The sequence below is a fragment of the Bacillus sp. FSL L8-0167 genome, assembly GCF_038630295.1.
Classification (GTDB): domain Bacteria; phylum Bacillota; class Bacilli; order Bacillales; family Bacillaceae; genus Bacillus; species Bacillus safensis.
In genome coordinates this window covers 1,749,434-1,774,765 of record NZ_CP152027.1, presented here as the reverse complement: position 1 = coordinate 1,774,765, position 25,332 = coordinate 1,749,434, and the positions used below count along the sequence as shown (strand labels likewise).

At 40.8% G+C, this 25,332-nt stretch carries 28 protein-coding genes; 5 read left to right on the top strand and 23 right to left on the bottom strand.

Annotated features, from left to right (window positions below; translation table 11 throughout):
- Positions 1-165: 165 nt before the first annotated feature.
- Positions 166-594 carry a DUF2621 domain-containing protein gene (locus tag MHB66_RS09060; RefSeq protein WP_024427086.1) on the top strand — a complete coding sequence of 143 codons (429 nt, stop codon included), beginning with the start codon at positions 166-168 and terminating at the stop codon, positions 592-594.
- A gap of 222 nt (positions 595-816) precedes the next feature.
- On the opposite strand, the gene MHB66_RS09055 is transcribed toward MHB66_RS09060, so the two are convergent.
- On the bottom strand, positions 817-1,299 hold the full coding sequence (locus tag MHB66_RS09055) for a CcdC protein domain-containing protein (protein WP_024425136.1): 483 nt from the start codon (positions 1,297-1,299) through the stop codon (positions 817-819).
- Positions 1,300-1,393: 94 nt separating this feature from the next.
- Entirely contained in the window at positions 1,394-2,101 is a 708-nt protein-coding gene (locus tag MHB66_RS09050) for a cytochrome c biogenesis protein CcdA (RefSeq protein WP_034283434.1), read from the bottom strand.
- A 214-nt stretch (positions 2,102-2,315) separates the two neighbouring features.
- Between MHB66_RS09050 and MHB66_RS09045 the strand changes: the two genes are divergently transcribed.
- A complete protein-coding gene (locus MHB66_RS09045) occupies positions 2,316-2,483 on the top strand; it encodes an aspartyl-phosphate phosphatase Spo0E family protein (protein ID WP_008343814.1) in 168 nt (55 codons plus the stop codon).
- Positions 2,484-2,744: 261 nt separating this feature from the next.
- Here MHB66_RS09045 and MHB66_RS09040 read toward each other — a convergent pair whose 3' ends face one another.
- The 6 genes from MHB66_RS09040 to yneA all read right to left on the bottom strand — a co-directional run bounded on the left by MHB66_RS09040 (position 2,745) and on the right by yneA (position 7,160).
- A complete protein-coding gene (locus MHB66_RS09040; RefSeq protein ID WP_003212379.1) occupies positions 2,745-2,963 on the bottom strand; it encodes a YneF family protein in 219 nt (72 codons plus the stop codon).
- An 84-nt stretch (positions 2,964-3,047) separates the two neighbouring features.
- On the bottom strand, positions 3,048-3,494 hold the full coding sequence (sirA, locus tag MHB66_RS09035) for a sporulation inhibitor of replication protein SirA (RefSeq protein ID WP_024425134.1): 447 nt from the start codon (positions 3,492-3,494) through the stop codon (positions 3,048-3,050).
- Between the two features lie 198 nt (positions 3,495-3,692).
- A complete protein-coding gene (gene tkt / locus MHB66_RS09030; protein ID WP_024427083.1) occupies positions 3,693-5,696 on the bottom strand; it encodes a transketolase in 2,004 nt (667 codons plus the stop codon).
- A gap of 187 nt (positions 5,697-5,883) precedes the next feature.
- Positions 5,884-6,114 carry a DUF896 domain-containing protein gene (locus tag MHB66_RS09025; protein ID WP_024425132.1) on the bottom strand — a complete coding sequence of 77 codons (231 nt, stop codon included), beginning with the start codon at positions 6,112-6,114 and terminating at the stop codon, positions 5,884-5,886.
- Positions 6,115-6,183: 69 nt separating this feature from the next.
- Entirely contained in the window at positions 6,184-6,831 is a 648-nt protein-coding gene (locus MHB66_RS09020; protein ID WP_034283427.1) for a recombinase family protein, read from the bottom strand.
- 17 nt (positions 6,832-6,848) lie between these two features.
- Positions 6,849-7,160, bottom strand: a complete 312-nt coding sequence (gene yneA, locus MHB66_RS09015) for a cell division suppressor protein YneA (RefSeq protein ID WP_034283425.1) — start codon at positions 7,158-7,160, stop codon at positions 6,849-6,851.
- 158 nt (positions 7,161-7,318) lie between these two features.
- Here yneA and lexA point away from each other — a divergent pair, with 158 nt between their 5' ends.
- Positions 7,319-7,939, top strand: coding sequence for a transcriptional repressor LexA (gene lexA / locus MHB66_RS09010; protein WP_034283422.1), 621 nt, complete (start codon positions 7,319-7,321; stop codon positions 7,937-7,939).
- A 45-nt stretch (positions 7,940-7,984) separates the two neighbouring features.
- Here lexA and MHB66_RS09005 read toward each other — a convergent pair whose 3' ends face one another.
- Positions 7,985-8,428 carry a hypothetical protein gene (locus MHB66_RS09005; RefSeq protein WP_046311203.1) on the bottom strand — a complete coding sequence of 148 codons (444 nt, stop codon included), beginning with the start codon at positions 8,426-8,428 and terminating at the stop codon, positions 7,985-7,987.
- 296 nt (positions 8,429-8,724) lie between these two features.
- On the opposite strand from MHB66_RS09005, the gene MHB66_RS09000 reads away from it, so the two are divergent.
- Entirely contained in the window at positions 8,725-9,267 is a 543-nt protein-coding gene (locus tag MHB66_RS09000; protein WP_046311201.1) for an IseA DL-endopeptidase inhibitor family protein, read from the top strand.
- A 33-nt stretch (positions 9,268-9,300) separates the two neighbouring features.
- On the opposite strand, the gene MHB66_RS08995 is transcribed toward MHB66_RS09000, so the two are convergent.
- The 7 genes from MHB66_RS08995 to MHB66_RS08965 all read right to left on the bottom strand — a co-directional run bounded on the left by MHB66_RS08995 (position 9,301) and on the right by MHB66_RS08965 (position 18,998).
- A complete protein-coding gene (locus MHB66_RS08995) occupies positions 9,301-10,149 on the bottom strand; it encodes an STAS domain-containing protein (protein ID WP_046311199.1) in 849 nt (282 codons plus the stop codon).
- 143 nt (positions 10,150-10,292) lie between these two features.
- A complete protein-coding gene (locus MHB66_RS08990; protein WP_044335941.1) occupies positions 10,293-10,673 on the bottom strand; it encodes a NucA/NucB deoxyribonuclease domain-containing protein in 381 nt (126 codons plus the stop codon).
- Between the two features lie 259 nt (positions 10,674-10,932).
- The gene (locus MHB66_RS08985) at positions 10,933-11,841 is read right to left on the bottom strand and encodes a trypsin-like serine protease (protein WP_024425124.1); all 909 of its coding nucleotides are present in this window, start codon (positions 11,839-11,841) and stop codon (positions 10,933-10,935) included.
- A 193-nt stretch (positions 11,842-12,034) separates the two neighbouring features.
- Positions 12,035-15,178, bottom strand: a complete 3,144-nt coding sequence (locus MHB66_RS08980) for a bifunctional cytochrome P450/NADPH--P450 reductase (RefSeq protein WP_046311196.1) — start codon at positions 15,176-15,178, stop codon at positions 12,035-12,037.
- A 21-nt stretch (positions 15,179-15,199) separates the two neighbouring features.
- Positions 15,200-15,778 (bottom strand): TetR/AcrR family transcriptional regulator, encoded by a 579-nt coding sequence (locus MHB66_RS08975; RefSeq protein ID WP_034283407.1) that lies wholly within the window; start codon positions 15,776-15,778, stop codon positions 15,200-15,202.
- 228 nt (positions 15,779-16,006) lie between these two features.
- Positions 16,007-16,717 carry a DUF421 domain-containing protein gene (locus tag MHB66_RS08970; protein ID WP_041117513.1) on the bottom strand — a complete coding sequence of 237 codons (711 nt, stop codon included), beginning with the start codon at positions 16,715-16,717 and terminating at the stop codon, positions 16,007-16,009.
- Between the two features lie 64 nt (positions 16,718-16,781).
- Entirely contained in the window at positions 16,782-18,998 is a 2,217-nt protein-coding gene (locus MHB66_RS08965) for an RNA ligase (RefSeq protein ID WP_046311195.1), read from the bottom strand.
- Between the two features lie 110 nt (positions 18,999-19,108).
- Here MHB66_RS08965 and MHB66_RS08960 point away from each other — a divergent pair, with 110 nt between their 5' ends.
- A complete protein-coding gene (locus MHB66_RS08960) occupies positions 19,109-19,300 on the top strand; it encodes a hypothetical protein (protein ID WP_046311192.1) in 192 nt (63 codons plus the stop codon).
- A 12-nt stretch (positions 19,301-19,312) separates the two neighbouring features.
- Here MHB66_RS08960 and MHB66_RS08955 read toward each other — a convergent pair whose 3' ends face one another.
- From MHB66_RS08955 to MHB66_RS08925, 7 genes are all read right to left on the bottom strand, one after another.
- On the bottom strand, positions 19,313-20,221 hold the full coding sequence (locus tag MHB66_RS08955) for a DMT family transporter (protein ID WP_034283398.1): 909 nt from the start codon (positions 20,219-20,221) through the stop codon (positions 19,313-19,315).
- Positions 20,222-20,365: 144 nt separating this feature from the next.
- Entirely contained in the window at positions 20,366-21,088 is a 723-nt protein-coding gene (locus MHB66_RS08950) for a lactate utilization protein C (RefSeq protein ID WP_046311189.1), read from the bottom strand.
- Entirely contained in the window at positions 21,088-22,509 is a 1,422-nt protein-coding gene (locus MHB66_RS08945) for a LutB/LldF family L-lactate oxidation iron-sulfur protein (protein WP_041117503.1), read from the bottom strand. Before MHB66_RS08945 ends, MHB66_RS08950 begins: the two co-directional genes overlap by 1 nt.
- Positions 22,510-22,524: 15 nt before the next feature.
- Positions 22,525-23,247, bottom strand: coding sequence for a (Fe-S)-binding protein (locus MHB66_RS08940; protein ID WP_041117501.1), 723 nt, complete (start codon positions 23,245-23,247; stop codon positions 22,525-22,527).
- A gap of 190 nt (positions 23,248-23,437) precedes the next feature.
- Positions 23,438-24,289, bottom strand: coding sequence for an SDR family oxidoreductase (locus tag MHB66_RS08935; RefSeq protein ID WP_046311188.1), 852 nt, complete (start codon positions 24,287-24,289; stop codon positions 23,438-23,440).
- 101 nt (positions 24,290-24,390) lie between these two features.
- A complete protein-coding gene (locus MHB66_RS08930) occupies positions 24,391-24,804 on the bottom strand; it encodes an Rrf2 family transcriptional regulator (protein ID WP_034283385.1) in 414 nt (137 codons plus the stop codon).
- Positions 24,805-24,852: 48 nt separating this feature from the next.
- The gene (locus MHB66_RS08925; protein WP_052712400.1) at positions 24,853-25,326 is read right to left on the bottom strand and encodes a glutathione transferase; all 474 of its coding nucleotides are present in this window, start codon (positions 25,324-25,326) and stop codon (positions 24,853-24,855) included.
- Positions 25,327-25,332 lie beyond the last annotated feature (6 nt).

Here is a 25,332-nt window from a genome sequence, read left to right as displayed (position 1 = left end):
ATGTATTCTTTTTCTATTAATTGGTTTGGGTCATTCTAGTAAATGGGCGGCTATCAATGAAAAAGGGCATTTATAGAGATCATAGACATACATTTTTGTTATTTTCTTCTATCCTCTCTTCATGTAATATAAAATAGAGAGATAAGGGGTATAAGGAGTGAGAACATGTTAAGCGGCTGGTTTTTGTGGTTCATTTTATTTTGGGGTACAGTGATGATCGGATTACTCGCAATCGGTGGCTTTTTTATGTTTCGCAAGTTTTTAAAACGATTGCCAAAGGAAGATGGGAAATCAGAGCTTGATTGGCAGGATGAATATATTCAAAAGAGCCTTCACCTATGGCGGGATGAGGACAAACAGCTGTTAAATGAACTCGTATTACCTGTTCCAGAGCTGTTTAGAGATGTTGCCAAAGAAAAAATTGCAGGTAAAATCGGTGAGCTGGCATTAAAAGAACAGGCTGCCAGCATTAATTTAGACTTAATCATTCGCGGCTACATTATGGCCACACCAAAGCGGGATCATAAGTTTTTACTGAAGCGCCTTCAAGAAAAAAACATTGATCACTCGCCATATGAATCGTTATTAAAATAACCTCCTTTTATAAAGGAGGTTTCAGCGTTTAGACAAACCCTCGCATTCTTTGTCAGTCCTGCGCGCTGGTGCTCACGAATGTTAAATTCGCTCCGCGCCAGTGCTCGTCCTTCCTAGACTTCAAAGGTTTTCAATAACGCTGAATAGAAGACAAAGGGCTAAAATAAAAGATCATTTTAGCCCTTTGTCAACAATATGTAACCTCCTTTATGAAAAGGAGGTTTAATTCATTTGAATCTGCTGCGGATCTAATTGTTTAGACAGCTTTCTAAACGATAAATACATGGCAACCCGCCAAGGCACGATCATGCCAAAGGCAAGAATCCAAAACATCCCGCTTAATGAACCATAATCAATAGAAGAACTCAAGATGGTCTTCATCCCGATACGAAGGACAAGAAGTCCAATGAGAATGAACACAAATGCTTTTGACCGTTTTAAGTAGATGTCATTACCTCTAATTTCAAACTTCGATGTTTTGATTAAAAATATAGAGAAAAACATCCCCACTGTGATCGCTTCTAGAAATTCAGCTCCAGTTACCCGAAACATAGGAACAAAAAACATCAGTGCGCCAGTGCTCATGAAAATAGGAGGTAAAATAATTTTTTTCGCAGTTGCAGGTTTTGCAGATGACTTAATGCGAATAAACATGACGGCCACCGCCATACATACCGCAATTATAGAAGAGATCAAGATCATCATATCAAATCATTCCTTTATTCTTTAAGGTCAGCCTATGTATAATATACTCCAATTGACGAAAAAAAACCATTCGCCGCGACTGTAGAAAACGATTTCAAAAGCCTGTAAAGCCGCCAAACAATGATGAGAACATGATGATAATCCATGTCAGAAGATCAAAGAACAGCAAAATCCCTACCACAATCATAATGATTCCGCCAATTCGCATGATGAGCTGCTGACGTTTTCTGATCCACGCCATTTTCGTAATGAAAAAGGAGAGAATAAAAAACGGGACGGCAAATCCGAATACATACGCAATCATATACATGACCGCCGACTCAGGATTGTTACTCGCCAGTGTGATGACAGCAGATAAAATAGGTCCTGTACAAGGTGTCCATCCAGCGGCAAAGCCCATTCCGATGAGAATGGATCCAAAAAAACCAGCAGGACGATTTTTGAACTGGATTCTCTTTTCGCCCATGAGAAAAGAGGGCTTGAATACGCCAAGAGTCATAAAACCAAAGAAAATAATGAGGATGGCTCCAATTTGACGAATCGCTTGATGATAATCATTAAAAAACTTCCCGACAAACGATGTCCCAAAGCCAATCGCAATAAATATAATAGAGAACCCAACTAAAAAGAATAAAGTATGAAGCAGACTTCTTCTTCTCAGCATCACCTTCTCGGATTTCACTTCATCTATACTAACGCCCGTAATATACGATAAAAATGCTGGATAAAGCGGCAGACAGCACGGTGAAATAAAAGAAAGAAATCCTGCTCCAAATGCTAAAAAGTAATTCAAATCTGTCAAAAGAACACCCCCTTCTTACAATATACAATAAGAGATGACAAAATCATTTCATTTTTTTTACATCACCTCAATAAAGATGGTCTATTCTCTTAAAACCTTATATAATTTAATTTGACATCAAGATAATGAATCCTTTAAATTTGAAAATAAACCTTAAAATGGATATAATAGAATCGATTCTTTTTATCAAGATTTGCATGAAAGGAACATGACTTTGGTAAAAACATCATTATTAACTCAAATCGAAGAAAAAAGAGAAGAGCTGATGAAAGTTGTCTTGCATAATGGGATGACATCAACAGTGACCATCGAACATAGCCAGCAGCTAGATCATCTCCTCTTACAATATCAACGACACTTACACTCAAACTCAGCCAACTAATCATACTTCATGATATCAAACATGCCGCACCATTTTTAGAACAGTTGATATGTGTGACCATAAACGAAACAAAAACCTCTGACATAGGGGTTTTTTGTTTTTTACATACTCTTGACGCCATAATAAAAACCACCTTCCCTGCTTCATTCATGCAAGTACAGTGGTTTTAAGCGTCTGATGAAGGTGAATTGAATAAAGAAAGGACAATGCTTGTCCATTCTTTAAAACCATGTTCCATCTATGATCATAATATCGTACGTATTATTTCGCTTGGTTGTTCATGGCTTTCATCATTTGATTGATTTTCTTCTGGGACGGTTTCATGCCCATTTGCATCATCATCATTCGAAGCATTTGTTCATTAATCGGTGGATTCTTTTTCAAATAGCTCATCATATACTTACGAGCAATAAAGAATCCGAGTGCAACTCCTGCAAGCAGTGCAACAACGCCTACAAGGATGACAACCCATAAATCCATAATTCTTCCTCCTTCATGTTGTCTCGTATAAAGTGTACTAAACAAAAGGCTATTATACAACATTTCACGTTCAATTTTATTTTTTTAAACAAAATTCCTCACTTTTACTGGATTGAGCCATCCGTGTTTCTTTGAACTAAAGTCCATCGCAAGAAAACAAGGGCTGATTTTTCTCAGCACTTCAAAAAACACCGCTTCTGCCTCATAACTGCCAGTGGCAGACATTTGAATATACCGGTCTTTAATAATAAATGCTGCAGTTCCTTTTCCATCTGGTAAGGAAGCGCTGTAAATCGAGCCTATTTGTGTATAGTGAATGTTCGTTAAGTTATTCATTAGACGCTGGTGCATATGAAAAGCAGGGATTCGTTTCGTCACATAATCCACTTGCTTCACAAGCATTACAAGTTCATCGTCAGTGCGGTTCGTCCAATGTAACGACTCAAACAAATGAAACAAAATCGATTCTCTGCCAAAATAGTGATGAGCAAATTCATCCTCAATCCAATAAATATAATAATGACGTTCCATGTCTATCCCTTCCTTTCACATTTCGTCAATCTCGTTTATTGCTTGTATTATACAAAAATGTGAAAGAAAGAATTGTCTATATATGAAGCAAGAAGAAACTAGTTTTGTCAAAAAAACAAGAAAAAAGAAAAAAGTTTGCAGAGCGGATGAAAATGCTCTGCAAACAGATAGCAAAAAAGCATGATGCTTGGAGTTCGTTTATTTATTCAGCTTCGCTTTCACACGGCTGACTACATTGCTGACAGTAAAGCCGTATTTCTCGATAATGGTTTCTCCTGGTGCAGAAGCGCCAAATTTATCAATTGCAATCACGTCACCATCAAGCCCCGTGTAACGCTCCCAGCCAAGTGAAGCACCCATTTCAATTGCAATACGTGCACGTACTGCTTTAGGAAGAACGGATTCTTTGTATTCGTCTGACTGCTGATCGAAGCGATCCCATGCAGGAAGGCTGACAACAGACGCGCGGATACCTTCTTTTTCAAGTGCCTTTTGTGCTTCAATGGCTAAACCAACCTCAGATCCTGAAGCGAGTAGAAGTGCTTCCGGCTGTGCATCAGCTGCTTCAACCACAACGTATCCACCTTTTTCTACTCCCTCATATGCCTTCTCTGGTGCCTGGTCAATTGTTGGAAGGTTTTGACGAGTAAGAACTAGTGCTGTCGGTTTATCCGTTGAAGATACAGCTAGTTTCCACGCTGCAGCTGTTTCATTTCCATCTGCTGGGCGGATAACGGAAAGATTAGGCATCGCACGCAGTGAAGCAAGCTGTTCAACCGGTTCATGCGTTGGACCATCTTCACCAACAGCGATACTATCGTGAGTAAAGACGTAAGTGACTGGAAGTCCCATTAAGGCAGCAAGACGAATCGCTGGTCTTAAGTAATCTGAGAAAACAAAGAACGTTCCGCCGAATACACGAAGACCGCCGTGAAGTGCCATACCATTGAGCGCTGCACCCATTGCAAATTCTCTGACACCGAACCAAATGTTTTTGCCGGCATAATTATTTTTCCCGAAATCATCTGTGTTTTTAATCGTTGTTTTATTTGATCCAGCAAGGTCAGCAGACCCGCCAATAAAGAAAGGTACTTGCTTTGCAATGCCATTTAACACTTCACCTGAAGATGCGCGGGAAGCAAGGCTTGAACCTGCTTCATAAACAGGAATTTCTTGATCCCAATTCTCAGGAAGCTTTCCTTCAATCGCAAGCTTCAGCTGTGCTGCCAGCTCTGGATATTCTTTTTCGTATTGCGCAAACAATTCATTCCACGCTGCTTCTTTTTTCTGTCCAGCGTCTTTGACAGCTTCTTTGAAATGATCGTACACTTCAGAAGGTACATGGAAATCTTCTTCAAACGTCCAAGAGTAAGCTTCCTTCGTCAGCTTTGCTTCCTCGCTGCCAAGCGGTGCACCATGCACACCAGACGTTCCCGCACGGTTTGGAGATCCGAAACCGATCGTTGTTTTCACTTCGATTAATGTAGGTCTGTCTGTGCTTTGTTTCGCCTTTTCAATAGCAGCTGTTACTTCTTCGATGTTATTGCCGTCTTTCACGTAAAGAACTTCCCAGTTCATCGCTTCAAAACGATTCTTCACATTTTCAGAGAATGAACGATCTAAATCGCCATCTAAAGAAATGTCATTTGAATCGTAAAGAACGATTAAACGGCCTAAGCCTAAATGACCAGCAAGTGAAGCTGCTTCAGAGGAAATTCCCTCCATTAAGTCTCCATCTCCGCAAATGCTGTATGTATAGTGGTCTACAACATGAAAGTTGTCTTTGTTATACGTTTCCGCAAGATGTCTTTCTGCAAGTGCCATTCCTACTGCCATAGCAATTCCCTGGCCTAGTGGACCCGTTGTCGCGTCTACGCCTTCTGTGTGTCCAAATTCAGGATGTCCAGGTGTTTTGCTTCCCCATTGGCGGAATTGTTTTAAATCTTCAATGCTCAGATTGTATCCGCTTAAATGAAGCATGCTGTATAGAAGCATAGAACCATGGCCCGCAGATAAAACAAAGCGGTCTCTGTTAAACCAATTTGGATTTTGCGGACTTACGTTTAAGTGATTCGTCCATAAAGCGTATGCCATTGGTGCAGCACCCATCGGCATTCCTGGGTGACCGGAATTCGCTTTTTCAATTGCGTCTATGGAGAGAGTACGTATTGTTGCAATAGATTTCAATTCAATCGTTTCCATATAAATCCCCTTCCGTATCTTGTGTACACCATTATCATAAATCTACTGTCCTTTTTTCACAACTATTTCACGCTGAAAAAGAAGGATTTTGTCACATTTAGTTTATCGATCACCTAAAAAGTTATGCAAATATGAAAAAAGACGAGAATATTCTTCCCATCTTTTCAAAATTCAAGAAATCACAACCTTAATGAAGGTTCTGATCTTTTTCTCTTTTTAATTTTTCTGGTGTGACATCGTTTCCTTCAGGGTCAACGATTTTGACAGTTTTAAGTGTATTTTTCATAGAAGAACGAAAAGCTTTTAAATACTCTTCTCTCAACTGCTTTTGTTCTGTTTTTTCAGCGTCTGATAAACCGGTTTCTTTCGACTTTTTTGAAAGCTCATTTATTCTTGCAAGCTGTTCTTTAGAAATCATGACAAACTCCTTTAAAGCATTTTCTCTACATACTACTAAATATCAATCATTTTGACAACAAATCACGCTTTAGGTGGTAAGGCCTTTTTCATATTCTTGATACCTTCTATGCACTGTTGCTTTTGAAATGTCAAAACCTAATGCCTGAAGAGTTGCGGCAATTTCGGCGAACGTCATGTTATTTTTTCTTAATCGAACAATTTCTGAAATCGGCACTTCAATACGCTCACGGCCAGGTGCATGGTCCTGCTGCCTTAAATTTAGTTCAGGCTGATATCCGCGCTCAACAGCCCTTTTCATCCCCCGCTTGATTTTCAGGTTATGAATTTTCCGTTGGTACTCTTCGACGACTCCTACAATCTCGATGACCATTTCATCTGCTTCTGAAAGCTCAAGCTCTCCTCTATGAAACACGCTGTATACCTTTACGTTCTCTTTAAATAGACAATGAAGAAGCGCAATTTTAGCTTGTCCTCTCCCAAGACGTGTTTCATCTTGGATAAGAACGGCATCGATCGACTCTTCCTTCAGTGCAGCAAGCATTTCAAACACGCCATCACGATCTAGCTCATATCCACTTGCTTTTTCTTTGATGACTTTGACCACATTCATCTTGTGCATGGCAGCTAAAGCCAGCAGTTCTTCTTCTTGTCTTTTCAGCGAGGTTTCCTGCTCTTCTTTCACAGTGCTTACTCTCGCATAAATGATTGCGTTCATGTCTTCAATCGACCTTTCTACTGTACTGTTGCAAGCTGATATACGACTGGATGCTCTTTTTTCACGGGTATGACAAGAATGTCTCCAGGCTGGATTTCTGTTGAAGCAAGATCATTGTGTTCTGTTACCCAGTCAATAAATGCATTTTTGTCGATTGATTTGCTGTCATTTACTTGATCAGCTAATCCCCAAAGAGTATCTCCTGATTGAACCTCTATTTTAACATATTGATTTGTATCATTATGGCTTGTGACTGCAATAAGTGAGAGAAATATGCCAACGATGAATGAGAATACCCCAATAAAAATAATAGATTCTTTTAACCTCATAATGTCATCTCTCCTAATAGAATGTGTGTTCGTTCTTTCTGTCTCTCATTATAAATACGAACAAACGTTTCTGTCAAACGTTTTTTCGAACCTATGTTTGTACTGTTAGGAAAAACATGCTATAATTTCTTTAAAATTGACGTTTTGAGGTGCAAAAGATGACGAAGCTATCAAAAAGACAACTCGATATCCTGAAATTCATCAAAGATGAAGTAAAAAGCAAGGGTTATCCCCCATCCGTCCGTGAAATTGGAGAAGCTGTCGGTCTAGCATCCAGTTCAACGGTCCATGGACATTTAGCTAGACTGGAAACAAAGGGCTTAATAAGAAGAGACCCGACAAAACCTAGAGCGATTGAAGTACTAGATGAAGAGGAAATGAATATTCCAAAGAGTGCTGTAATGAACGTTCCAGTCATCGGAAAAGTAACCGCCGGCCTTCCTATCACAGCTGTTGAGAATGTAGAAGAATACTTCCCTCTACCAGAGACTTTTGCAGCACCAGACGAACAAGTGTTTATGCTTGAAATTATGGGAGAAAGTATGATTGATGCAGGTATTTTGGACAAGGACTATGTCATTGTGCGTCAGCAAAGCACCGCTAACAATGGAGATATTGTGGTCGCCATGACAGAGGAAGATGAAGCGACAGTGAAACGTTTCTATAAAGAAAATACACATTTTAGATTACAGCCAGAGAATCCATCTATGGAACCGATTATTTTACAGAATGTGAGTATACTAGGTAAAGTGATTGGCGTATTTCGAAATATTCATTAAAAAAAGCCGGTATTTCATCAGCTGCTGATGAGAACCGGCTTTTTCTTATGCACAGGAATATGCAAGAATACTTGAACTTGGGAAGGAGCCAAAAGTAAAGTTCGGCCATATAAAGCCAGTTGTTCTGCCAAATGGCTGTGAGGAAAGGACAAACATTAAAAATACTTGACCGTTTCTTAGGAACACAATCGTCCATCTTCTATTACAGCCCGCTGCAAAATGAACAGCTTGATGGCCTCCTGCACTTTGCGCAGATATAAGCGACTGCATACTTTGAGGCTGAGAGAGTGCTTGCTGATACTGCGAAATGATATGCTGCGGCGGAGCTGGCGGTGCCGATTGCCCGCCTGACCCTTGACCTGGCCAAGTACCTCCTCCAATCGGAAACCCAGGAAAACCTCCAATTTGAGGAATAGAAATCGATGGCCAGCCTTGCATCTGCCTATCATATGAGTAACCATTCCACATATCTTCATACGGTTGATACATACGAAACACCACTTTCTTTAGACTTTCATCACGACAGTATATGTCATAAATAAAAAAGAGTGTTAAACGTCTAAATAGAAATTTTTCCAAAAGACGTTTCGTTCTTCTTTAGAACGGTTAAATAATGATTAAGAAGAAAAATAAAAAAAATGAAAACTTTTTGTCTCCCTCAAACGTTATATAATTAGAAACAAAAGAAATAAAAAAACATTTAGATTTAATACTTGTAATATCACTGTAATTATTGTAACATTTGTAACATAAGAAGTTTTCATTGAGAAAAGGAGGCAATCGCCTTGAAAAAATTATTTGTTTTATTAACTGCTATTATGCTTATGATCTCATTACAAACAACAACATTGGCCGCTTCCAAGAAATCAGCCGCTTTGACAAATAAAGAAGCGTTACATATTGCCCTTGATGCAAGAGAACATTTTTGGAGTGCAATGTCAGGCTACAAAATTAAAGACCATTCTAATGTCAAATTAAAATCATTTACCTATAAAGATATGACATACAACTATCTTTCTAAAACATTTGATACAAAGAAAAAATTAAACAGCTACCTATCTCAAGTTTTCACTCCAGATGCCATCAAACATGGTTTAAAAGATTATCAGTTCATTGTTCATAAAGGCAAAATGGCTGTTCCAGTCGGTGATGGAGACAACATGCTCAATTGGGAAAAAGCCACACCTAAACTTGTTTCTAAAAAACAAACGGTCCGCACATATGAATTCACAGTCCCAACACTTGATGGACGCAAAGTAAAACGAACTGTAACGTACGAAAAAGTACAAAAAGATTGGAAAGTCACACAAATTGACGCTGTCATCTAAATAAAAAACCAGGCCGATGAACGGCCTGGTTTTTTATATTGGAGAAAATTCAGTCATGCGGTCCAGCGCGTGAGCAAGTGATGATGCCGTGCGAAATTCATTAAAAGGAAGCCCGAGCTGCACTGCTGTTTGGGCAATTTCTGGTCTAATCCCTGAAATGGTCGTCTCTACTCCAATTAACCGAAGTGACGTGACAAGATCAAAGATTTGATGAGCCACCATTGTATCAATAATGACCACACCCGATAGATCAATACATAAATGCTGAACACCTTTTTGCGAGCACTGATTTAGCGTATTTTCTAAAATAATCTTTGCTCTCGCTGTGTCAATGTCACCTACTAAAGGCAATAACGCAATCTGGCTTTTTAAGACAATCACCGGTGAGCTCAATTCGTAAATCATATCTCTTTGAGCCACGAGCTTTTCGGTTGTATTTTTCACATATTGCTGGATAAACACATGGATTGAAATATTAAACGCTTCGGAAATTAAATCATACCAATAAAAGATGCGGTCAATATCAATTTCATCTTGACGCTGTTTGATAAATTCTTTTAAGTAATGCAGAACCACTCTTTGATTGGACATGTATTCTCTCACGACATAATCTAATGGTGTATTTAAATGCTTTGGGTCACTGGCTAATGCCTCAGACCATTTTTTAAATTCAGTATGTAAATACGTCTTATCTTCAATAATAGCTCGTATAAAATGCTGGTAATAATCTTGATTCTGCCGTTTTAGCTCTGATATGACGCTGGAATCTGTTGAACGATATATGGATTCTGGATCATCGTCCTCAATTGATTCATACCATGTTTCGGTCAGCTCCTCTGCATGCTGCATAAAAAAATCGTATAATGCACGGTTCTTATCCATAAGCAAATGTCCCTTCACATTTTCTTCTTGTCAGTCTTTGTACCTTATAGATTGATTGTACCACTGAATCTTTTGTCCCTGCTAGCTCGAATAGGCTCTGATGATAAACAAAAGAACCCCACTCTAGGGAGACTCTTTTCGATTTATTTCACAATGAATAATATTCTTTTCCCATCAGGAAACCCGCTGATTTGGTGCCCGACCCATGAGCCTGCTCCCCTATTATCAGATGGACTAACATATTGTACGCTTGCGCCTTTTCCTCCCTCAAGACAAACCGCCATTGGCCATTCATCCCGGTCAAAGCCAGGTTTTGTCGGAATTCCTTTTAATGATTCTTGCCTGCGGGCATCTGCTCCATTTCGGTCAATGGTACACACATCTGAATGCCCTTTTCGAATGGCTTCTTGAATATGACTGCCTGTTTCAGGGTACCTTTCCTTTGGAAATTGAACGACATGATCATATCGATCAGCCCCTTTTGCTGCCTGCTTCTCTCCAAATCCACCTAACAACGTGCCCATCCATATCACAAAACATAAGGCGACAGCAGCGATCCAGCCTCTTTTCATCTTCAAAAGCGCGTGACCCTCCTCATCCATCTTAAGCATCATCTTGACTGAAAGGAAATGTGTCATTTTAATGTATGAGTGGTGCGCAGATGACATGAGAAAAAAATGATGAGGCTCTCAATCTCAAATCTCTCAGGTTAGAAATATGAATCCTATCAAATCAATTCATACAAAAAAGCTTGTCCCCTATGAAGGAAACAAGCTCTATTTTTTATTGCGCTTTCGCATAGTTTATAAATTCAACAAAGGCAGCTGTCGCTTTCGGCCCGCCATTTATCGTTCCGTTTGAATACCCAGCGTTATGAACTCCAACGATTTGCTGGTTCTGATCCAGCATGGCAGAACCTGAATTTCCGCTGAATGTATCAATCGTATAGTACGCTAGATTCGTATCTTCTCTCGTCACAGGACCTGACATCTCCCACTGTGACACCTTGCCAGTCGATCTCATTTTATCACCAGGATATCCTGAGATTTTAATGGTTGTCCCAGTCAAGTTTGTCACCTGTCGGATGGATCGGTAGCCGACCGTATTGCCGATGTTCGTATCGGTTTTGATCACGGCAAAGTCATATTGGCTTGCTCCAGTATTAATATATCCGCTTGGCACATAGAACTCAGTCATTTTTGCTGAACCATTCACCGCAGTACTATCATTCATACCAGGATATACAGTCCCTTTCTCACTATAGCTTCTCGATGCCGTATTATATACGCAGTGTCCGTTTGTCAAAATTTTGTTAGGAGCAATGAGTGTTCCCGTACAGCTTGAGCCGCCAAATGTAATATAAGCAATCGAATTGTATGGTGCCACTCTTGTATTTGCTACTTTGGTTCTACCATCGTCTCCAATGACGACTTTCGTTTGAAAATCTTTTAAATATTTTGATAGTGGTTTTACTTTTTCACCAACAGTAGAAGAAAGATCATCCACTTTGTCAAAGGATGAGGGGGCTTTCGTATCATTGTGGAAATCACTTGAAGAAATCACTTTACCATCAGAAGTCACCATGTCATAATCAGACGTTAGTACTGAATCCGATGCGGCATGGGCAAAACTAGGCACACTTAAAGCACCAAAAACGAGAAGAGAAGGGAGTAACATTTTCACCTTTTTCATTATATTCCTCCTTTATGTCCTATATCAAAAATCATACGATTGTTTCATATTGGAGTAAATGAGAGAATATTCTTATTTTTTACAAAATATTTCATTTCCAAATTAGGTGTTTTGTATCTTCCCAACCTTCATTCTATCGATCTCTTTCTATGAGAACAGAAAAAACCGCCTAATAGGCGGTCTTTCCTCTTTGTCAGCTCCACACATCTTTTACATATCTATTGTCATTTGCGAGGGTTGTCAGCCAATTTTCAGCTGTTTCTCTCGAGCATTGTTTCTCGTTTTGATAAAGATCGATCAGTGTAGCCTCTACATCTGGGGCCATAACTTTTCCGTCTCCGCACACGTACAGATAAGCACCTTGATCAAGCAATTCGATCAGCATGCCGCCGTCTTCTTTCAACAAATGCTGGACATATACTTTTTGCTCATCGTAACGAGAATAAGCGCGATGGATATGGACAACTCCGTTTTGCGCTGCAAGCTGCATTTCATCAAAATACAGATCATCTTCCTGAGGGTGACGGCAGCCAAAATATAGGTGGGCTTCGCTTAGCTGCTTCCCTTCCTTCTGCCACACTTCTCTTGCCTGAACAAATCCTCTAAATGGAGCGATCCCTGTACCTGGTCCAATCATAATCATCGGTATGTCTGATGAAGGGGGCAGCTGGAATCCGTCTTGCGCTTCATGCAGGAAGCAGGCTACTTCTTCCCCTTCTTTCAGACCACATAAATAGGTTGATGCGACTCCGGCATATTCTCCGCTTCCGCTCCATGCTTTACCTTTTACAACCGCCACTGTGATACTGACTTTTTCTTCATCTACCTTTGGCGAGCTAGAAATCGAGTAATAACGCGGCTTCAAACCTGGTAAAAGCGCCAAAAAGTGCACAAACGGCAGCTCACACGCTTCATATTGATCTAATAAATCCAGCATGGTTACTCGTTTCTTTAAGATGGCTTCTTGATATGCTTCACCAGCCATTTTTTCAAGCTCCACGCGGTGAGGCGGACATACAGTATGTGCTGCGAGCTCTCTTAACTGTGTACGTGTTGCAGGCTCTTGAAGCTCAACATGCGAGGCAAGTAATTCTTTGATTGGAATCGGCTGATCTAATGGTAAATGACTTGCCTCTTTCTCAGATGAAAGCTTAATGTGCTGCTCAGGATCTAGTTTAAAGCGGCGGGTCACACGCTGGACGAGTGCATCACTATTTTTCGGTACAATCCCAATATGATCGCCTTCTTTGTATGCTTTTCCAGCAGGTAATTTTAATTCAATATGTCTTGTCTGCCGTGTGCTTTTTTCTGATTGTAATTCTTCATTTTTCAATACAACAGCTGAAAAGGCATCATATATTTTAGCTACAGGACGTTCCACTAGCTCATTAGTATAAGCAACTGATAGGTTTGGCTTTTCCTTACCTTTTTCTTTGAAGGTGAGCTTAAATTCTTTTGCAAGCTGTTCGAAGACATTTTTCTGGAAGATTTCTTTATCCTCATCCATATCACCGCCTGCATCGCCTTCTCCTAAATCAGCTACACGTTTGGCTCCTTTTCTTTCTAGAGCTTCATCAATCAGACGGGGGATCCGCTGGTACGTACTCGCCCAATTTCGATCTCCGCATCCAAAGACAGCAAATGTCACGTTTGATAAATCCTGCTCCTCATCCTGCGCCAGCCAATCCACAAATTGCTTCGCATTGTCAGGTGGATGTCCGTTGTATGAAGCGGTCACGATGAGGACAGCACCTGTATCTGGCAATTGGCGTGTAAAGTCATCAAGCGGTGCAGTGGTCACATCAAACCCTTTTGCTTTCCCGTCTTCAGCCAATTCGTTCGCTATTTGCTTTGCTGTGCCAAGATTTGATCCGTACAAAACTAGCAGCGGTGTACCGTGACTCGCCACTTTTGACTCACTAGAATTGGTGCTTTTCTTCGGTTCTTCCTTCGGTGGTGCCATAAAGAATTGCTGCTTCCTTGGCCGTACTTTGATTTTAAAATCGTTAGGTTTAATTGTGAGAGATTCTTTTAAATCTAGCTCATAAGATGTGTGATCAATTAACTCTAAATTGTGCAGAACCATCGCGAGAACCATCGTAGCTTCATGCAGGGCGAACTGCATACCGATACATGCACGCTGGCCATTTCCGAACGGTTTATAGGCATGCTGCGGAATTTTCTCAGGGTGCATAAACCGCTCTGGTTTAAAGTCTTCTGCATCCTCTCCCCATACCGCTTGATCACGATGTAGTTTAGGGAGCAGAACAGAGACACTTTGATTCTTTTGAATCGGATATTTCCCCCCGATTACTGTGTCCTCTTTCGCATAAAGAGAGAACGTAGGCGCAGTTGGCCAGAGGCGGAGAGCTTCATTTAACACCATACGAGTGTAGCTTAGCTTTTGCACCTGTTTAAATGCCGGAAGCCCGCCCTGCAGCACCTCATCTGCTTCCTGGACGGCTTTCTTTAATTTCTCTGGATTCTTTAGTAAGAAATAAATCGCAAAGGATAGCAGTCCGCTTGTTGTTTCGTGTCCTGCAATTAAGAAGGTGATGATTTGATAACGGATATTTTCATCGGATAAACGTTCACCTGTTTCAGGGTCCTCTGCATGCAGCATAAGAGACAGTAAATCATCGCCCGTTTTATCTTGTTTTCTTCGTTCCTGAATAATGTCATCTACTAATTTCTTCATAAAATCGACATGCTGTTCAAATTCTTTTCTTCTTTTGATCATCAGTTTATCTGCAATTGGCAATCGGCTCGACTGCTCCATTGCTTCATTTAAACCTTTCAGCATGCTGTCGATGAACGGATGCTGATTTTCTTTATAAAAGCTGTTAAAGCGAAAATCAAAACCGCAAAGGCCGATTGTATCTAAAGTCAGCTTTGTCATATCCTCAGCTACTTCAATTTCTTCATCGCGGCCTGTTCTTTGCCATTTTTGCACAAGCTGTGTGGCAATATCGAGCATCATTTCATGATAGCCCTTCATGGCCTGCTGGCTGAATGCAGGCATCAAAATTTGATGAGCCTTTCTCCAGTTCGGTTCTTCTGTCCAGCTTGTAAATAGTCCATCCCCTGAAAATGCTCTAACTTTACTCAGACTAGTCCCAATATATTTATCAAAACGGCTCTCGTCACATACTTCTTTGACAAGTTCATGGCTGGAAACAAAAATACTTGTTGCATTTGAAAATTCAAACTGAAAGATCGGTCCTAATTCATCTGCCAGCCGCCAAAAGGTTTGAGAAAGCTCTCCTTTTTTTATATGGGGAATATTTTTAAAAGGTCCGTATGTTTTTGGTTTTGGAATGATTGATGGTTGCTTCATATGCCCACTCCCTTTATCTCTTTAAGATGCAACGCTGATGGCGCGCCATAAACATTGCTCAATATCCTCTAAAAAATCAATCGTTGGCTCTATTTCTTCTGCAAGAATTTGTTTATGCAGCTGCACGAAGGCACCAAATACAATAGATAAAATGGTTCTGCCTGAGAGATTTGGATGAATTCCATCCTTTTTCCCTTCTTCAAAGATAAGGAAAAGCTCATGTAACAAATGCTGCATTTTCTCTTTGCTCGTCTCGTCTAAGTAATGAGACCGTTTATCAATCTCTAAGAAATACAGCCCGCTTGGATTCTCCTTTGTAAATAAAACCAAGCAATAAAATACATGCTTAAAGTACGCCCGGATACTTAACTTTGGATCTGGACTGTTTGTGTTCATTTTTTCGATAAATGCTGAGAGACTGCGCTGGTACAAAATATTGACGAGCGCCTCCTTGCTGTCGAAATAACGGTAAATGGTGCCCGCTCCGACGTTTGCTCTTTTTGAAATCATCGGCATTGTGGTGCCGTCAAAGCCTCGTTCAATAAATAGTTCCAGCGAAGCCTTCATGATCTGTTCTTGTTTATCAGTCACTGCTGGCATTTCATCCCCTCCTTATAAAAATATAGGAATGAACGTTCATTCCGCTTTCGGTATATTATATTAATATTTTAATTCCATCTATTTATACTTAAACATACTTATTTTAATCCGTCATCACATTTTCTGAAAATAATAATAATTGAGAAATGCTACCTAGTCGTATGACACCCAAAGGACTTATAAAGATTGTCAAATGTGTGTCACACAGGTGTCATCAGCACTACACATTCATTCCTGATCTATTGGAGAATGAATATGGTCGTCATATGTATCAATATATAAGTTTCCATTACTTGAACGAACAGCATAAACAATGTCCTTTAAGGACAGCTGCCTTTTTTTAAGCTCTTCTTCTATCCATTGCTCTGTTAATTGATTTTCTTGTATGTTCTTTTGGATGAGTTTCCCGTCCATGATGACTTCAATCGGCATGTAACGCTCTGCCTCCATGAATAAATGTAGGTCTTTCCGCGTGACTTTTTCAAACGAAGGGTATTTTTTCACTGACATATGCCCATCTGTTTCAATCATCGCAAATTCAACTTCGCTAATATCAAAGATGTCTTTTTCTCTCAGCTGTTGATTTAAATAATCAAGGGTATATCTCATCCCTTTCATATTTCCTTCAAGAATTTTTCCATTTTGTATGACAAGGGTTGGTTTACCAGCCATAAACCCTCTCATCTTCCGGCTTCTTAATGCAAGCAGGGAAATCACATAAATAATCATGACAAGTGACACAAAGGAAATCGTTGTGTGCTGAAGCGGGAGCGTTGTATTAAACGCCAGGTTCGCTGCAATTGAACCTAAGCTGATGGCTGCTATAAAATCAAAAATATTCATTTGCGCAATGGTTTGTTTTCCTAAAATACGTGCTCCTCCAAATAAAATTGCAAAAGCAAACATCGTCCGAAGAATGACTTCAATATGGTCAGGCATGCAAGTGTCCACCTTTCAATTGCATCAAAAAAAGCCTTTTCCTTAGAAAAGACTCTTTGTTAGACTATGCATTTATCCCACCATTATTCAATTGGGCAGTACCGCTTTGTTCAAATTGTGACCGCAGTTCAATAATTGTGCTATTCCTCACATGATCTGCTTCTTGCTCAAGAAGCCACGTATAGAACCTAGCTTGCTCCGCTGTCTGCAACGCCTGCATAAATTTTTGCGAGGAACGCTTCTCTGCAACGCGCTGCTTCATCCCGCGCATCTGCTTCCAGAATTGATAATAAGGAAGCTTGAGTTTGGTCATAAAGCCGCGAGCATCCTCAATGACATATCCCTCTTCTTTTATTGTGTCATCATGAGAGACCGCCTGATACCATTTATAAAAAGACGTCCAATCATGGAAAACAGCCACTTCCTGCTTACAGGATATTCCAAGCTGTTCACTTAATCTTTTCACTTCAGCGAATGGTGCTTTTTCATAGCTTAACTGCCGTTTCACTATATCGAGTAAAATGAGTTGATCTTGTTCATATGTGATAATATGCGGATCTTTTTCTGGCAAAATGACTTCAAACACAAGAGATACATGGTGGTCACGGACGTATGATTTGATGTAGTCAGCCTGCACATCACCGAAGGTTTTATAAAATAGCTCTTCGACCCAGGAAGCATGCTGATTTTGTTTCACATGTGATGTATACGATTTGGACGTAAACACCAATTCATCTTCCATTTCGTTATACCCAACAGTTCCTAAGTATCCATTTGCTTTATCATATACGGCGACAGGGAATTGAAGATGGTTCACTAAATGCTGCATTCTTGTCTCCGGACGCTCATCAATGTTAAAAAATTTATTGTAGCTTCTAGACACAATCTGCTTTGAAACCATATTGACAAACAAACCTCTTGCCTTCACATTCACATCATCCCACTGACGCTCACTAAAAGCCTTTTTCGTAAAATTAAAAGATGAAATATGGTGTGGAAGCTTTAATTCCTGTACGTATTCATGCTGATCTAAATGAGCTAAAAAGTCATCCAGTGAAATATCTGGCTGAACAGCAGCCGATTGTTTTTTCTCAGAGGCTCTGTAGACTGGATTGTCAATTTCATGAGTCTCAATCCCGTCAGCTGTGATTTTCAACACCCTCAGCTGCCCCCCAAATTCAACCTGGCCTTCTAGGTTATAAGATCTTTCCGCTGCGTGAATAGGCAGTCTGTATAAATTGCGATGCCCGTGAATTTGGATGATATCCAGCCCAGCTGTGTTTTGAACAAATAAGTGATCAATGTCATCTGAATATTCTCCTACGCCGTGAATGAGCTGCTGTGTTGAGACATGAAGAAGCTCTTCCGGCAAATGAGCAAGTCCGCCATGGGTAACAAGAAATGTCTGATCATGGTACGTAAAATAAGTCAGCTGATGAAAGGTTCTGACAAACTTTCGTACTTCCTTCAAATCAAAGTCTGCTGCTTCGATTTCAGGCGCAGTATGCCGGTTAAACATATTGCTTCTGACTTTTTCACCATGTGCAAATCGGTATAAATGCTGATCATGATTGCCTTCAATGACGATGACATTCCGGCATTCTCTATGGGCGAGCATCCATTCTAATACTTCTTTGTTTTCTATTCCCCTATCAAGCAAATCCCCTGTAAAGATATAAAGTTCGTTTTCTTTGATGTCTCCTTGCAAATAGGTGGTAAGTGCGGTGTAACAACCGTGAATATCTCCGAAAACATGAATGGCCTCATATTGATCAAAGGATCGAGGCTGATAGGTCATCACTTGCGGATATTCCTCCGGCTGCAAAACAGTCACCCATGACGGGACCTTTTCTGTTTTTAACCGCTCGTTCATTTGATACAAAACAGATTCCCGCACCACTTTGTGAGATTCACGTGAGCGATTTTGCAAAAGAGCTGTTTCAAGAGGCACCTGCGTGAAATCGACGACATATACCCTGTAACGATACGAAGTCGCTAAAGACTTATATTGAGAAATCGATTTACTTGAAATATGTGTCGCATCAATCACAGTAAAGTCTCCGCGTTCCATACGGACCGTGAGTAGATCGAATAATAATGACCAAACTTTGTGGTCATGCTTGCTTGAAATGTCTAGTTTCCCATTGACTGATAGCTGCGGCGGCTGCGTTAACAGCCGGATTTGATCCGCTGATAAAGTGTAAGGCTCTAAGCCTTGTTCTTTGATCCATGTTGATTTACCTACGCCTGGGAGACCTCGTAAAAGGACTAAAGTTCTCATATTGGTTCTCCTTTAATGAGTGATATTTTACCTATTATAGATAAATTATGGATAAATCTCAATCTTTTAATGATTATGGTAATATATAGATAGAAAAGGAGGTTTTACGTATGTCTAATAGAGAGGATATGGCATTCAACATGGGAGATCTTCTATTTCAAATGTTCTCTCTTCTATTCATTGCCTTTATTGTGACAATCATTGTCATCGCGTTTCGCATAATCAGAAGAAAACGAATGGAATTGAAAAAAATCGAGGCAAGATTAAACAAAGTGATTGAAAAAAACGATTTAAAAGAGTAAAAAATCCGGAAGTTAACCGGATTTTTTTGTTTTCATCACGATTCCTTGACGCTGCTGCATCAAAAAGAAAAAGACGCCTAAAAGAACAAGCAGGCCGCCAAGCATTTGAAGCAGTGTGACTTTTTCTCCAAGGAGCCATACAGCAAGGATCGTTGCCCCAACAGGTTCACCAAGAATACTCATTGAAATAGTTGTCGCATTCACATAGGTTAAAAGCCAATTATTAATGACATGAGACATGGTGGGAATGATGGCGAGCAATAAAAAGATTCCCCACTCTTTACCCGGATAGCCTGTGAAAGGGGTTTGCTGAAGCAGGTTGAATAAAATTAAAAAAAGACCGGCAAAACCAAATACACAAAAACTATAAATCCAATGAGATATTTTTCTTACAGCCTGTTGGCCTATTAACAAATAACAAACAACAGCAATCACACTCAAAAAGGATAAAATATCTCCTAAGATGGCTTCCTTGCTATGACCAATATCTCCCCAGCCTATCATGAGGGCACCAACAATCGCTGCACACATCGTCAATAGTGCAGACATTGTTGTTCGTTCACGGAAAATGAGGAATCCGCCTAATAAGGAGACCATCGGCTGAAGGGCGATAATAATGGTAGAGCTTGCCACTGTCGTCAGCTTCAGTGAGCCAAACCACAACACAAAATGGAGTCCTAAAAAGAAGCCTGACATACATAAGAAAAACCAGTCTCTTCGCTTTATCGAGAGAAATTCTTTTTTTCTAGGCAGGATAAACGGCAGCATGAGAGCCGCCGCAAAGATCATTCGATACATACTTAAAATAGCAGCAGGTGCATTTGACCATTTCACAATAATTGCAGAAAACGAAATGGCAATAATTGAAATCACAAGCGGTAGTGCAATTGATTTCGTTTGAGCAGTTGTCTTCATTTCCATTAGCAGCTTCCTTTACATCAGCAGTAGATGAGCAGTTCATCTTGTATGTCGTATCTTACTATGTCCATTCACCTAGTGGCAAGATGATTTTTTTAAACTGGTGCGAGCTTTCTGGATGAAAAAAAGCTTTCATGACGAAAGCCTTCATTCATCATCTATTAACAGATAAACGGCCTGAACTGGACCATGAACCCCCACCACTAAATTCATTTCAATATCGGCAGAATTACTTGGACCTGATATGAAATGGATGGCACCTTTCGGCTTCTCCCCCTCTTCTACTGAGCGATTGAGAGCCGAAACAGCCTGAATCATTCGCGGAACAATTGAGCTTTTCTCTATACACACGATATACATCATCGGTAAAAAATGCAGCGCTCTTCCTTGACCTTGGTGGGATGAAAGAACAACTGTACCTGATTCTGCAAGGGCATAATCACTGAACACAACTGCATATTTCGCTTGTTCTGCCTGCCTTAAGTTATCTTCTCTTGATGCATCTGTATTCCAGCAGGTGATGGACATTCCTTCCTGTTGCAAGCTGTCAAACATAGGGCGGAAACCATATTGTTCAAAACGTCGATCACGCGATGTCATTACAGAGCCCTCACCATATTCTGTCATCAATAATCGTAATACAGAGGGCGCTTCCTCCGGTGTTGTTTCGACCACTCTTGTGTGAATTTGCTGACATTGCTTTTTCAATTGCTCGACTAGCTCTTCTTTAGACAAACTTCCGTTTGTTTCCCACTGGACTTGATGCCTCCATTCCGGACGCTGAATTGATGCAGTTGGGGAGGAGTTTTTGCCTAATTGCTGCTGGATATGAGATAGAAACGACTCTCGGTGAGATATGGTCCCCTTCATCACTTCTCCTCCTTTTGTCTCTTTTTAAACCAATCCCTGAATCTTTCTTTACTTGGAACTGGCAGGTCACGAATATCTGTCCAATTCTTTAAAGGGCCTATTCCTTTTGAAATTTGTCCGTTTGAAGCCATACGATTCAAGAGCGCAGGGGCTGCTTTTGTTCCAAATTGATACATTCCGGGAGACGATGCCCCCATACCAAACATTTTCATCGCCATCATTTCAGCTTTAGGCGCTCTGCCCTCTTTTTCTACGATCACCTGTCTATGTTTAATCAATAACTCGTGAAGCGGAATCTTCACTGGACAAGCATCCGTGCAGGCTGCGCACAGACTTGATGCAAAGGGGAGCTCTTTATAGTCATCATAGCCGCCAAGAAGCGGCGAAAGAACAGCTCCGATTGGCCCCGGATAAATCGAACCGTACGAATGTCCGCCAACATGCCGGTAAACCGGGCATACATTGATGCAGGCTGCGCACCGGATACATTGGAGAACAGGCTGAAAGGCCGTTCCTAATATATTTGACCGCCCATTGTCCACAATGACCAAGTGAAATTCTTCTGGTCCATCTACTTCTCCTTCTCCTTTTGGTCCCACGACAGAAATATAACTAGTTAATTTTTGACCGACTGCGCTCCTGCACAAAAGACCCACAAGGACATCCAGTTCCTCCATTGTTGGAACAAGCCGCTCCATTCCCATAACGGCAATATGCGTCTTCGGTATAGCCGTGACAAGATCTGCATTCCCTTCATTTGTCACAAGGCAGATGGACCCTGTGTTGGCCACTGCAAAATTACAGCCGGTCACACCAATATCAGCTTCGAGGAATTTTTCACGCAAGATGGCTCTCACAAAACTCGTCATTTCTTCAGGTGTGTCTGACATCTCATACCCAAGCCTTTCATGAAATACTTCCCGTATTTGTTCTTTCGTCATATGAAGGGCGGGTGCCACAATATGTGAAGGCGGTTCATGGTCATCCACTTGCAGAATATATTCACCAAGATCGCTTTCGACTACCTCGCAGCCGATCTCTTCAAGCGCTTGATTCATCTCGATTTCTTCTGTGACCATTGATTTTGATTTGACGACCTTTTTGGCTGCTTTTTTCTGTGCCACGTCTTGAATATATGCTGATGCCTCTTCCTTTGTTTTCGCAAAAAAGACATGGCCTCCGCGTGCACTTACACTTTCACTTAATTGATATAAGTAATCATCAAGATGCGTCAGCGTATGCTGCCTGATTTCCTCGCCAAGCTCACGCCACTTTTCCCAATTGCCAAGTTCTTCGCTCGCAGATAGCCGCCTTTCATACAGGCGTTCCTGCGCAGAGGAAACAGCTCCTCTCATGACAGCGTCTTCTAAGCCATCCCCGATCCGTTCTTTAAAGGCCTTTTCTCCAATTTTCATACTCATGTGCCGTTCCCCCTCTTAAAGTCCGCGGCTGTTTAATACTTCTGCGATGTGCATGACCTGAATGGGTTTATCAAGACGGTTCAGCCTCCCGCCAATGTTCAGCAGACACCCGCAGTCAGCACCAATGATATATTCGGCGCCTGTCTCCTCTATGCTTTGTACTTTTTCATCAACCATCTGCTCAGAAATAGGGGTCATTTTCACTGAAAAGGTTCCTCCAAATCCGCAGCAATTTTCTGCGCGGGGCAATGGTTTCATCGTCAAATCTTTGACATTTGACAACAGTGTATAAGGCGCCTCCTTAATGCGCAGCAGTCTCGTCATATGACAAGAGGTGTGATAGGTTGCGTTTCCTTTCAGGCTCGCGCCTACATCTGTCACGTGTAATATATCAACAATAAATTCTGTTAATTCATATGTTTTTGCGGCAAGTGCCTCAGCCTTGGCCGACCACACTCGGTCTTCTCTTAAAAGATGAGGATATTCTAAAAACATCGCCTTGCACGAACCTGATGGTGTCACAACATATTCAGCTGATTCAAAGGCTTTGATCATGTTTTTCGCTGCTTTGATTGCCTCTTTTGTATAGCCGCTGTTAAAGGCTGGCTGCCCGCAGCACACTTGTGTTTCTGGAAATTCCACTTCAACACCGAGTCTTTCCAATACTTCCACTGTCGCCTTTCCTACATTTGGCTGCATCGTGTCAATTAAACAAGTAACGAATAAATGGACTTTCATCGTCGAACTTCCCTTCTATTGCTGCATTTTGATTCATCATTCTGGTCATCTGATGACTCAATATCATGCCTTAATTTCATTTTAATCCCAAATTTCTGAAATTTCAACGAAGTGATTTGTCTAAAATTTGTCCTTATGGTTCGTGTGACTAAATGAAAAAAACGCCCTTTTCATAGGGCGTTTTTGTTGTTTATTCTGAAATCAATTCACGGATTCTTTCTTCAATAGGTGTTAACGGACGGCCTAGTAATGTTTCGAAATCTTGGCTTTCAACAGCTAAAGCACCATCGCGAATGCCGCTTTGAATGGCTTTGACAAATGGCACTGCTTCTTTTGGTACACCATTTGAAGCTAAAAAGTCTCCAAATGTGTCTACATCTATTTTTTCTACTTTGATTTCTTTTCCACTCACCTTACTAACAATTTGTGCAAGTTCACTATGCGTCCGAAGCGGTCCTGACAGTTCATATATCTCCTGATCATGTACGGCAAGTGTTAACGCATTTGCTGCCGCTTCTGCGTAGTCATTTCTTGTTGCCCAGCCAACCTTTCCTTCGCCAATAGGGCTTAAAAATGGTGCGCCGCTGACTGACGCCAGAATCGTATCTTTTTCGTTTTCAACATACCAGTTGTTTCTTAAAAATACATGAGGAATGCCAGAGGCCACAATGGCTTCTTCTGTTTTAGCATGGTCATTTGCAAGGATAAGCTGACTCTCTCTTGCATTGACAACACTTGTATAAGCAATAAATGCCACATTTGCTGCTTTTGCCGCTTCGATTGCCGCTTTATGCTGCTGCACACGGTCTCCATCCGCTGTTGAAATGATCAACAGACGGTCAATGCCTTCAAATGCTGATGTCAGGGTTTCTGGCTGAGTAAAATCTCCGTGGCGTACATCCACCCCAGCATCCTTCAAATGTGCTGCTTTTTGTGGATTTCGAACACTGACTGCAATTTGTTCAGCCGGTACTTTTGTGAGCAAATGCTTGACGACGAGCGTCCCAAGTTGTCCTGTTGCACCTGTTACTAATAATTTCATTTGTTTGACCTCCTCATTTTTCGTTCAACGGTGATGTGCATACGTTATAATCAAAATGGTTACAACAAAGGTGTAAAAAAAGCTCCAAAGTACGAGCTTTTTTATTCCGCCTCTGTTAATAATTGCTGAATTGTCACTTGCTTTAGGTGATTCTCAAGTGCAGCTTGTGCTTCTTTTAGTTCATGCCGCAGTCTCGTATCCATCGCTTGACCAATCGGGCATGCGATGACGGGCTGATGAAAGTTAAATAATTCTTCATCCTCGCTTACATCCACAGCACGGTACACATCTAAGAGCGTGATGTCCTCAGCCGGTCTTTTTAAATAAGCACCGCCTACTCCGCGGCGAATTTCAATAAGACCCGCCCGTTTGAGCATTGCCATCATTTTTCGAACAATGGCTGGATTTGAATTCACGCTCTCTGCAATAAAATCACCTGTACACTCTTTTGGAACACCTGCAATAAATGACACAATATGAACAGCAATCGGATACCTGCTGCTAATTTGTTTCACAATCTTTCACCAACGTTGTAATCAATATAGTTACAATGAGTGATTTTGTCAATCAATAAACGGATGTTTCTTTCGATCCCAGTTCTCATATGTCATGATATCGTAGTTGTCTGCTGTATCAAGTTCAAGCGGCGCAATGCATTCAAGCAGATTCTCATCTGGGTCAAGAAAATAGATCGCTGCATGAAATTGCGGCGGATTATCGAGAACTAAAGGCTGTTTTTCTTCTGAAAAACCAAACATTGGGTGAATGTTGATGCCTCTTTCAATCAGCCAGGTCTTGATCTGTTCGATACTGGACGTTGTAATTTGAAAGGCAACGTGCCGAGTCGAGGGATGGTATGGAAAATTGTTTATATCTACTTTCCACAGGCCAAGCCAGCTTTTTCCTTTCTCAATCCATAAAAAAGCAACTCGTTCATTTTCATGAGCAAGTGTCAAGTCCAATTTTTCATAAAACGCAATCGATGCCTTCAAATCACTCACAGGTAAATGTGCTTCATACAAACCTTTCATCATCATCAAAAT

Coding starts and splice junctions, on each gene's coding strand:
- MHB66_RS09060 (WP_024427086.1), top strand. CDS start 166: ATGTTAAGCGGCTGGTTTTTGTGGTTCATTTTATTTTGGGGTACAGTG.
- MHB66_RS09055 (WP_024425136.1), bottom strand. CDS start 1,299: ATGATGATCTTGATCTCTTCTATAATTGCGGTATGTATGGCGGTGGCC.
- MHB66_RS09040 (WP_003212379.1), bottom strand. CDS start 2,963: ATGGATTTATGGGTTGTCATCCTTGTAGGCGTTGTTGCACTGCTTGCA.
- sirA (WP_024425134.1), bottom strand. CDS start 3,494: ATGGAACGTCATTATTATATTTATTGGATTGAGGATGAATTTGCTCAT.
- tkt (WP_024427083.1), bottom strand. CDS start 5,696: ATGGAAACGATTGAATTGAAATCTATTGCAACAATACGTACTCTCTCC.
- MHB66_RS09025 (WP_024425132.1), bottom strand. CDS start 6,114: ATGATTTCTAAAGAACAGCTTGCAAGAATAAATGAGCTTTCAAAAAAG.
- MHB66_RS09020 (WP_034283427.1), bottom strand. CDS start 6,831: ATGAACGCAATCATTTATGCGAGAGTAAGCACTGTGAAAGAAGAGCAG.
- yneA (WP_034283425.1), bottom strand. CDS start 7,160: ATGAGGTTAAAAGAATCTATTATTTTTATTGGGGTATTCTCATTCATC.
- lexA (WP_034283422.1), top strand. CDS start 7,319: ATGACGAAGCTATCAAAAAGACAACTCGATATCCTGAAATTCATCAAA.
- MHB66_RS09005 (WP_046311203.1), bottom strand. CDS start 8,428: ATGTATCAACCGTATGAAGATATGTGGAATGGTTACTCATATGATAGG.
- MHB66_RS08995 (WP_046311199.1), bottom strand. CDS start 10,149: ATGGATAAGAACCGTGCATTATACGATTTTTTTATGCAGCATGCAGAG.
- MHB66_RS08990 (WP_044335941.1), bottom strand. CDS start 10,673: ATGGGCACGTTGTTAGGTGGATTTGGAGAGAAGCAGGCAGCAAAAGGG.
- MHB66_RS08985 (WP_024425124.1), bottom strand. CDS start 11,841: ATGAAAAAGGTGAAAATGTTACTCCCTTCTCTTCTCGTTTTTGGTGCT.
- MHB66_RS08980 (WP_046311196.1), bottom strand. CDS start 15,178: ATGAAGCAACCATCAATCATTCCAAAACCAAAAACATACGGACCTTTT.
- MHB66_RS08975 (WP_034283407.1), bottom strand. CDS start 15,778: ATGCCAGCAGTGACTGATAAACAAGAACAGATCATGAAGGCTTCGCTG.
- MHB66_RS08970 (WP_041117513.1), bottom strand. CDS start 16,717: ATGCCTGACCATATTGAAGTCATTCTTCGGACGATGTTTGCTTTTGCA.
- MHB66_RS08965 (WP_046311195.1), bottom strand. CDS start 18,998: ATGAGAACTTTAGTCCTTTTACGAGGTCTCCCAGGCGTAGGTAAATCA.
- MHB66_RS08960 (WP_046311192.1), top strand. CDS start 19,109: ATGTCTAATAGAGAGGATATGGCATTCAACATGGGAGATCTTCTATTT.
- MHB66_RS08955 (WP_034283398.1), bottom strand. CDS start 20,221: ATGGAAATGAAGACAACTGCTCAAACGAAATCAATTGCACTACCGCTT.
- MHB66_RS08950 (WP_046311189.1), bottom strand. CDS start 21,088: ATGAAGGGGACCATATCTCACCGAGAGTCGTTTCTATCTCATATCCAG.
- MHB66_RS08945 (WP_041117503.1), bottom strand. CDS start 22,509: ATGAGTATGAAAATTGGAGAAAAGGCCTTTAAAGAACGGATCGGGGAT.
- MHB66_RS08940 (WP_041117501.1), bottom strand. CDS start 23,247: ATGAAAGTCCATTTATTCGTTACTTGTTTAATTGACACGATGCAGCCA.
- MHB66_RS08935 (WP_046311188.1), bottom strand. CDS start 24,289: ATGAAATTATTAGTAACAGGTGCAACAGGACAACTTGGGACGCTCGTC.
- MHB66_RS08925 (WP_052712400.1), bottom strand. CDS start 25,326: ATGATGATGAAAGGTTTGTATGAAGCACATTTACCTGTGAGTGATTTG.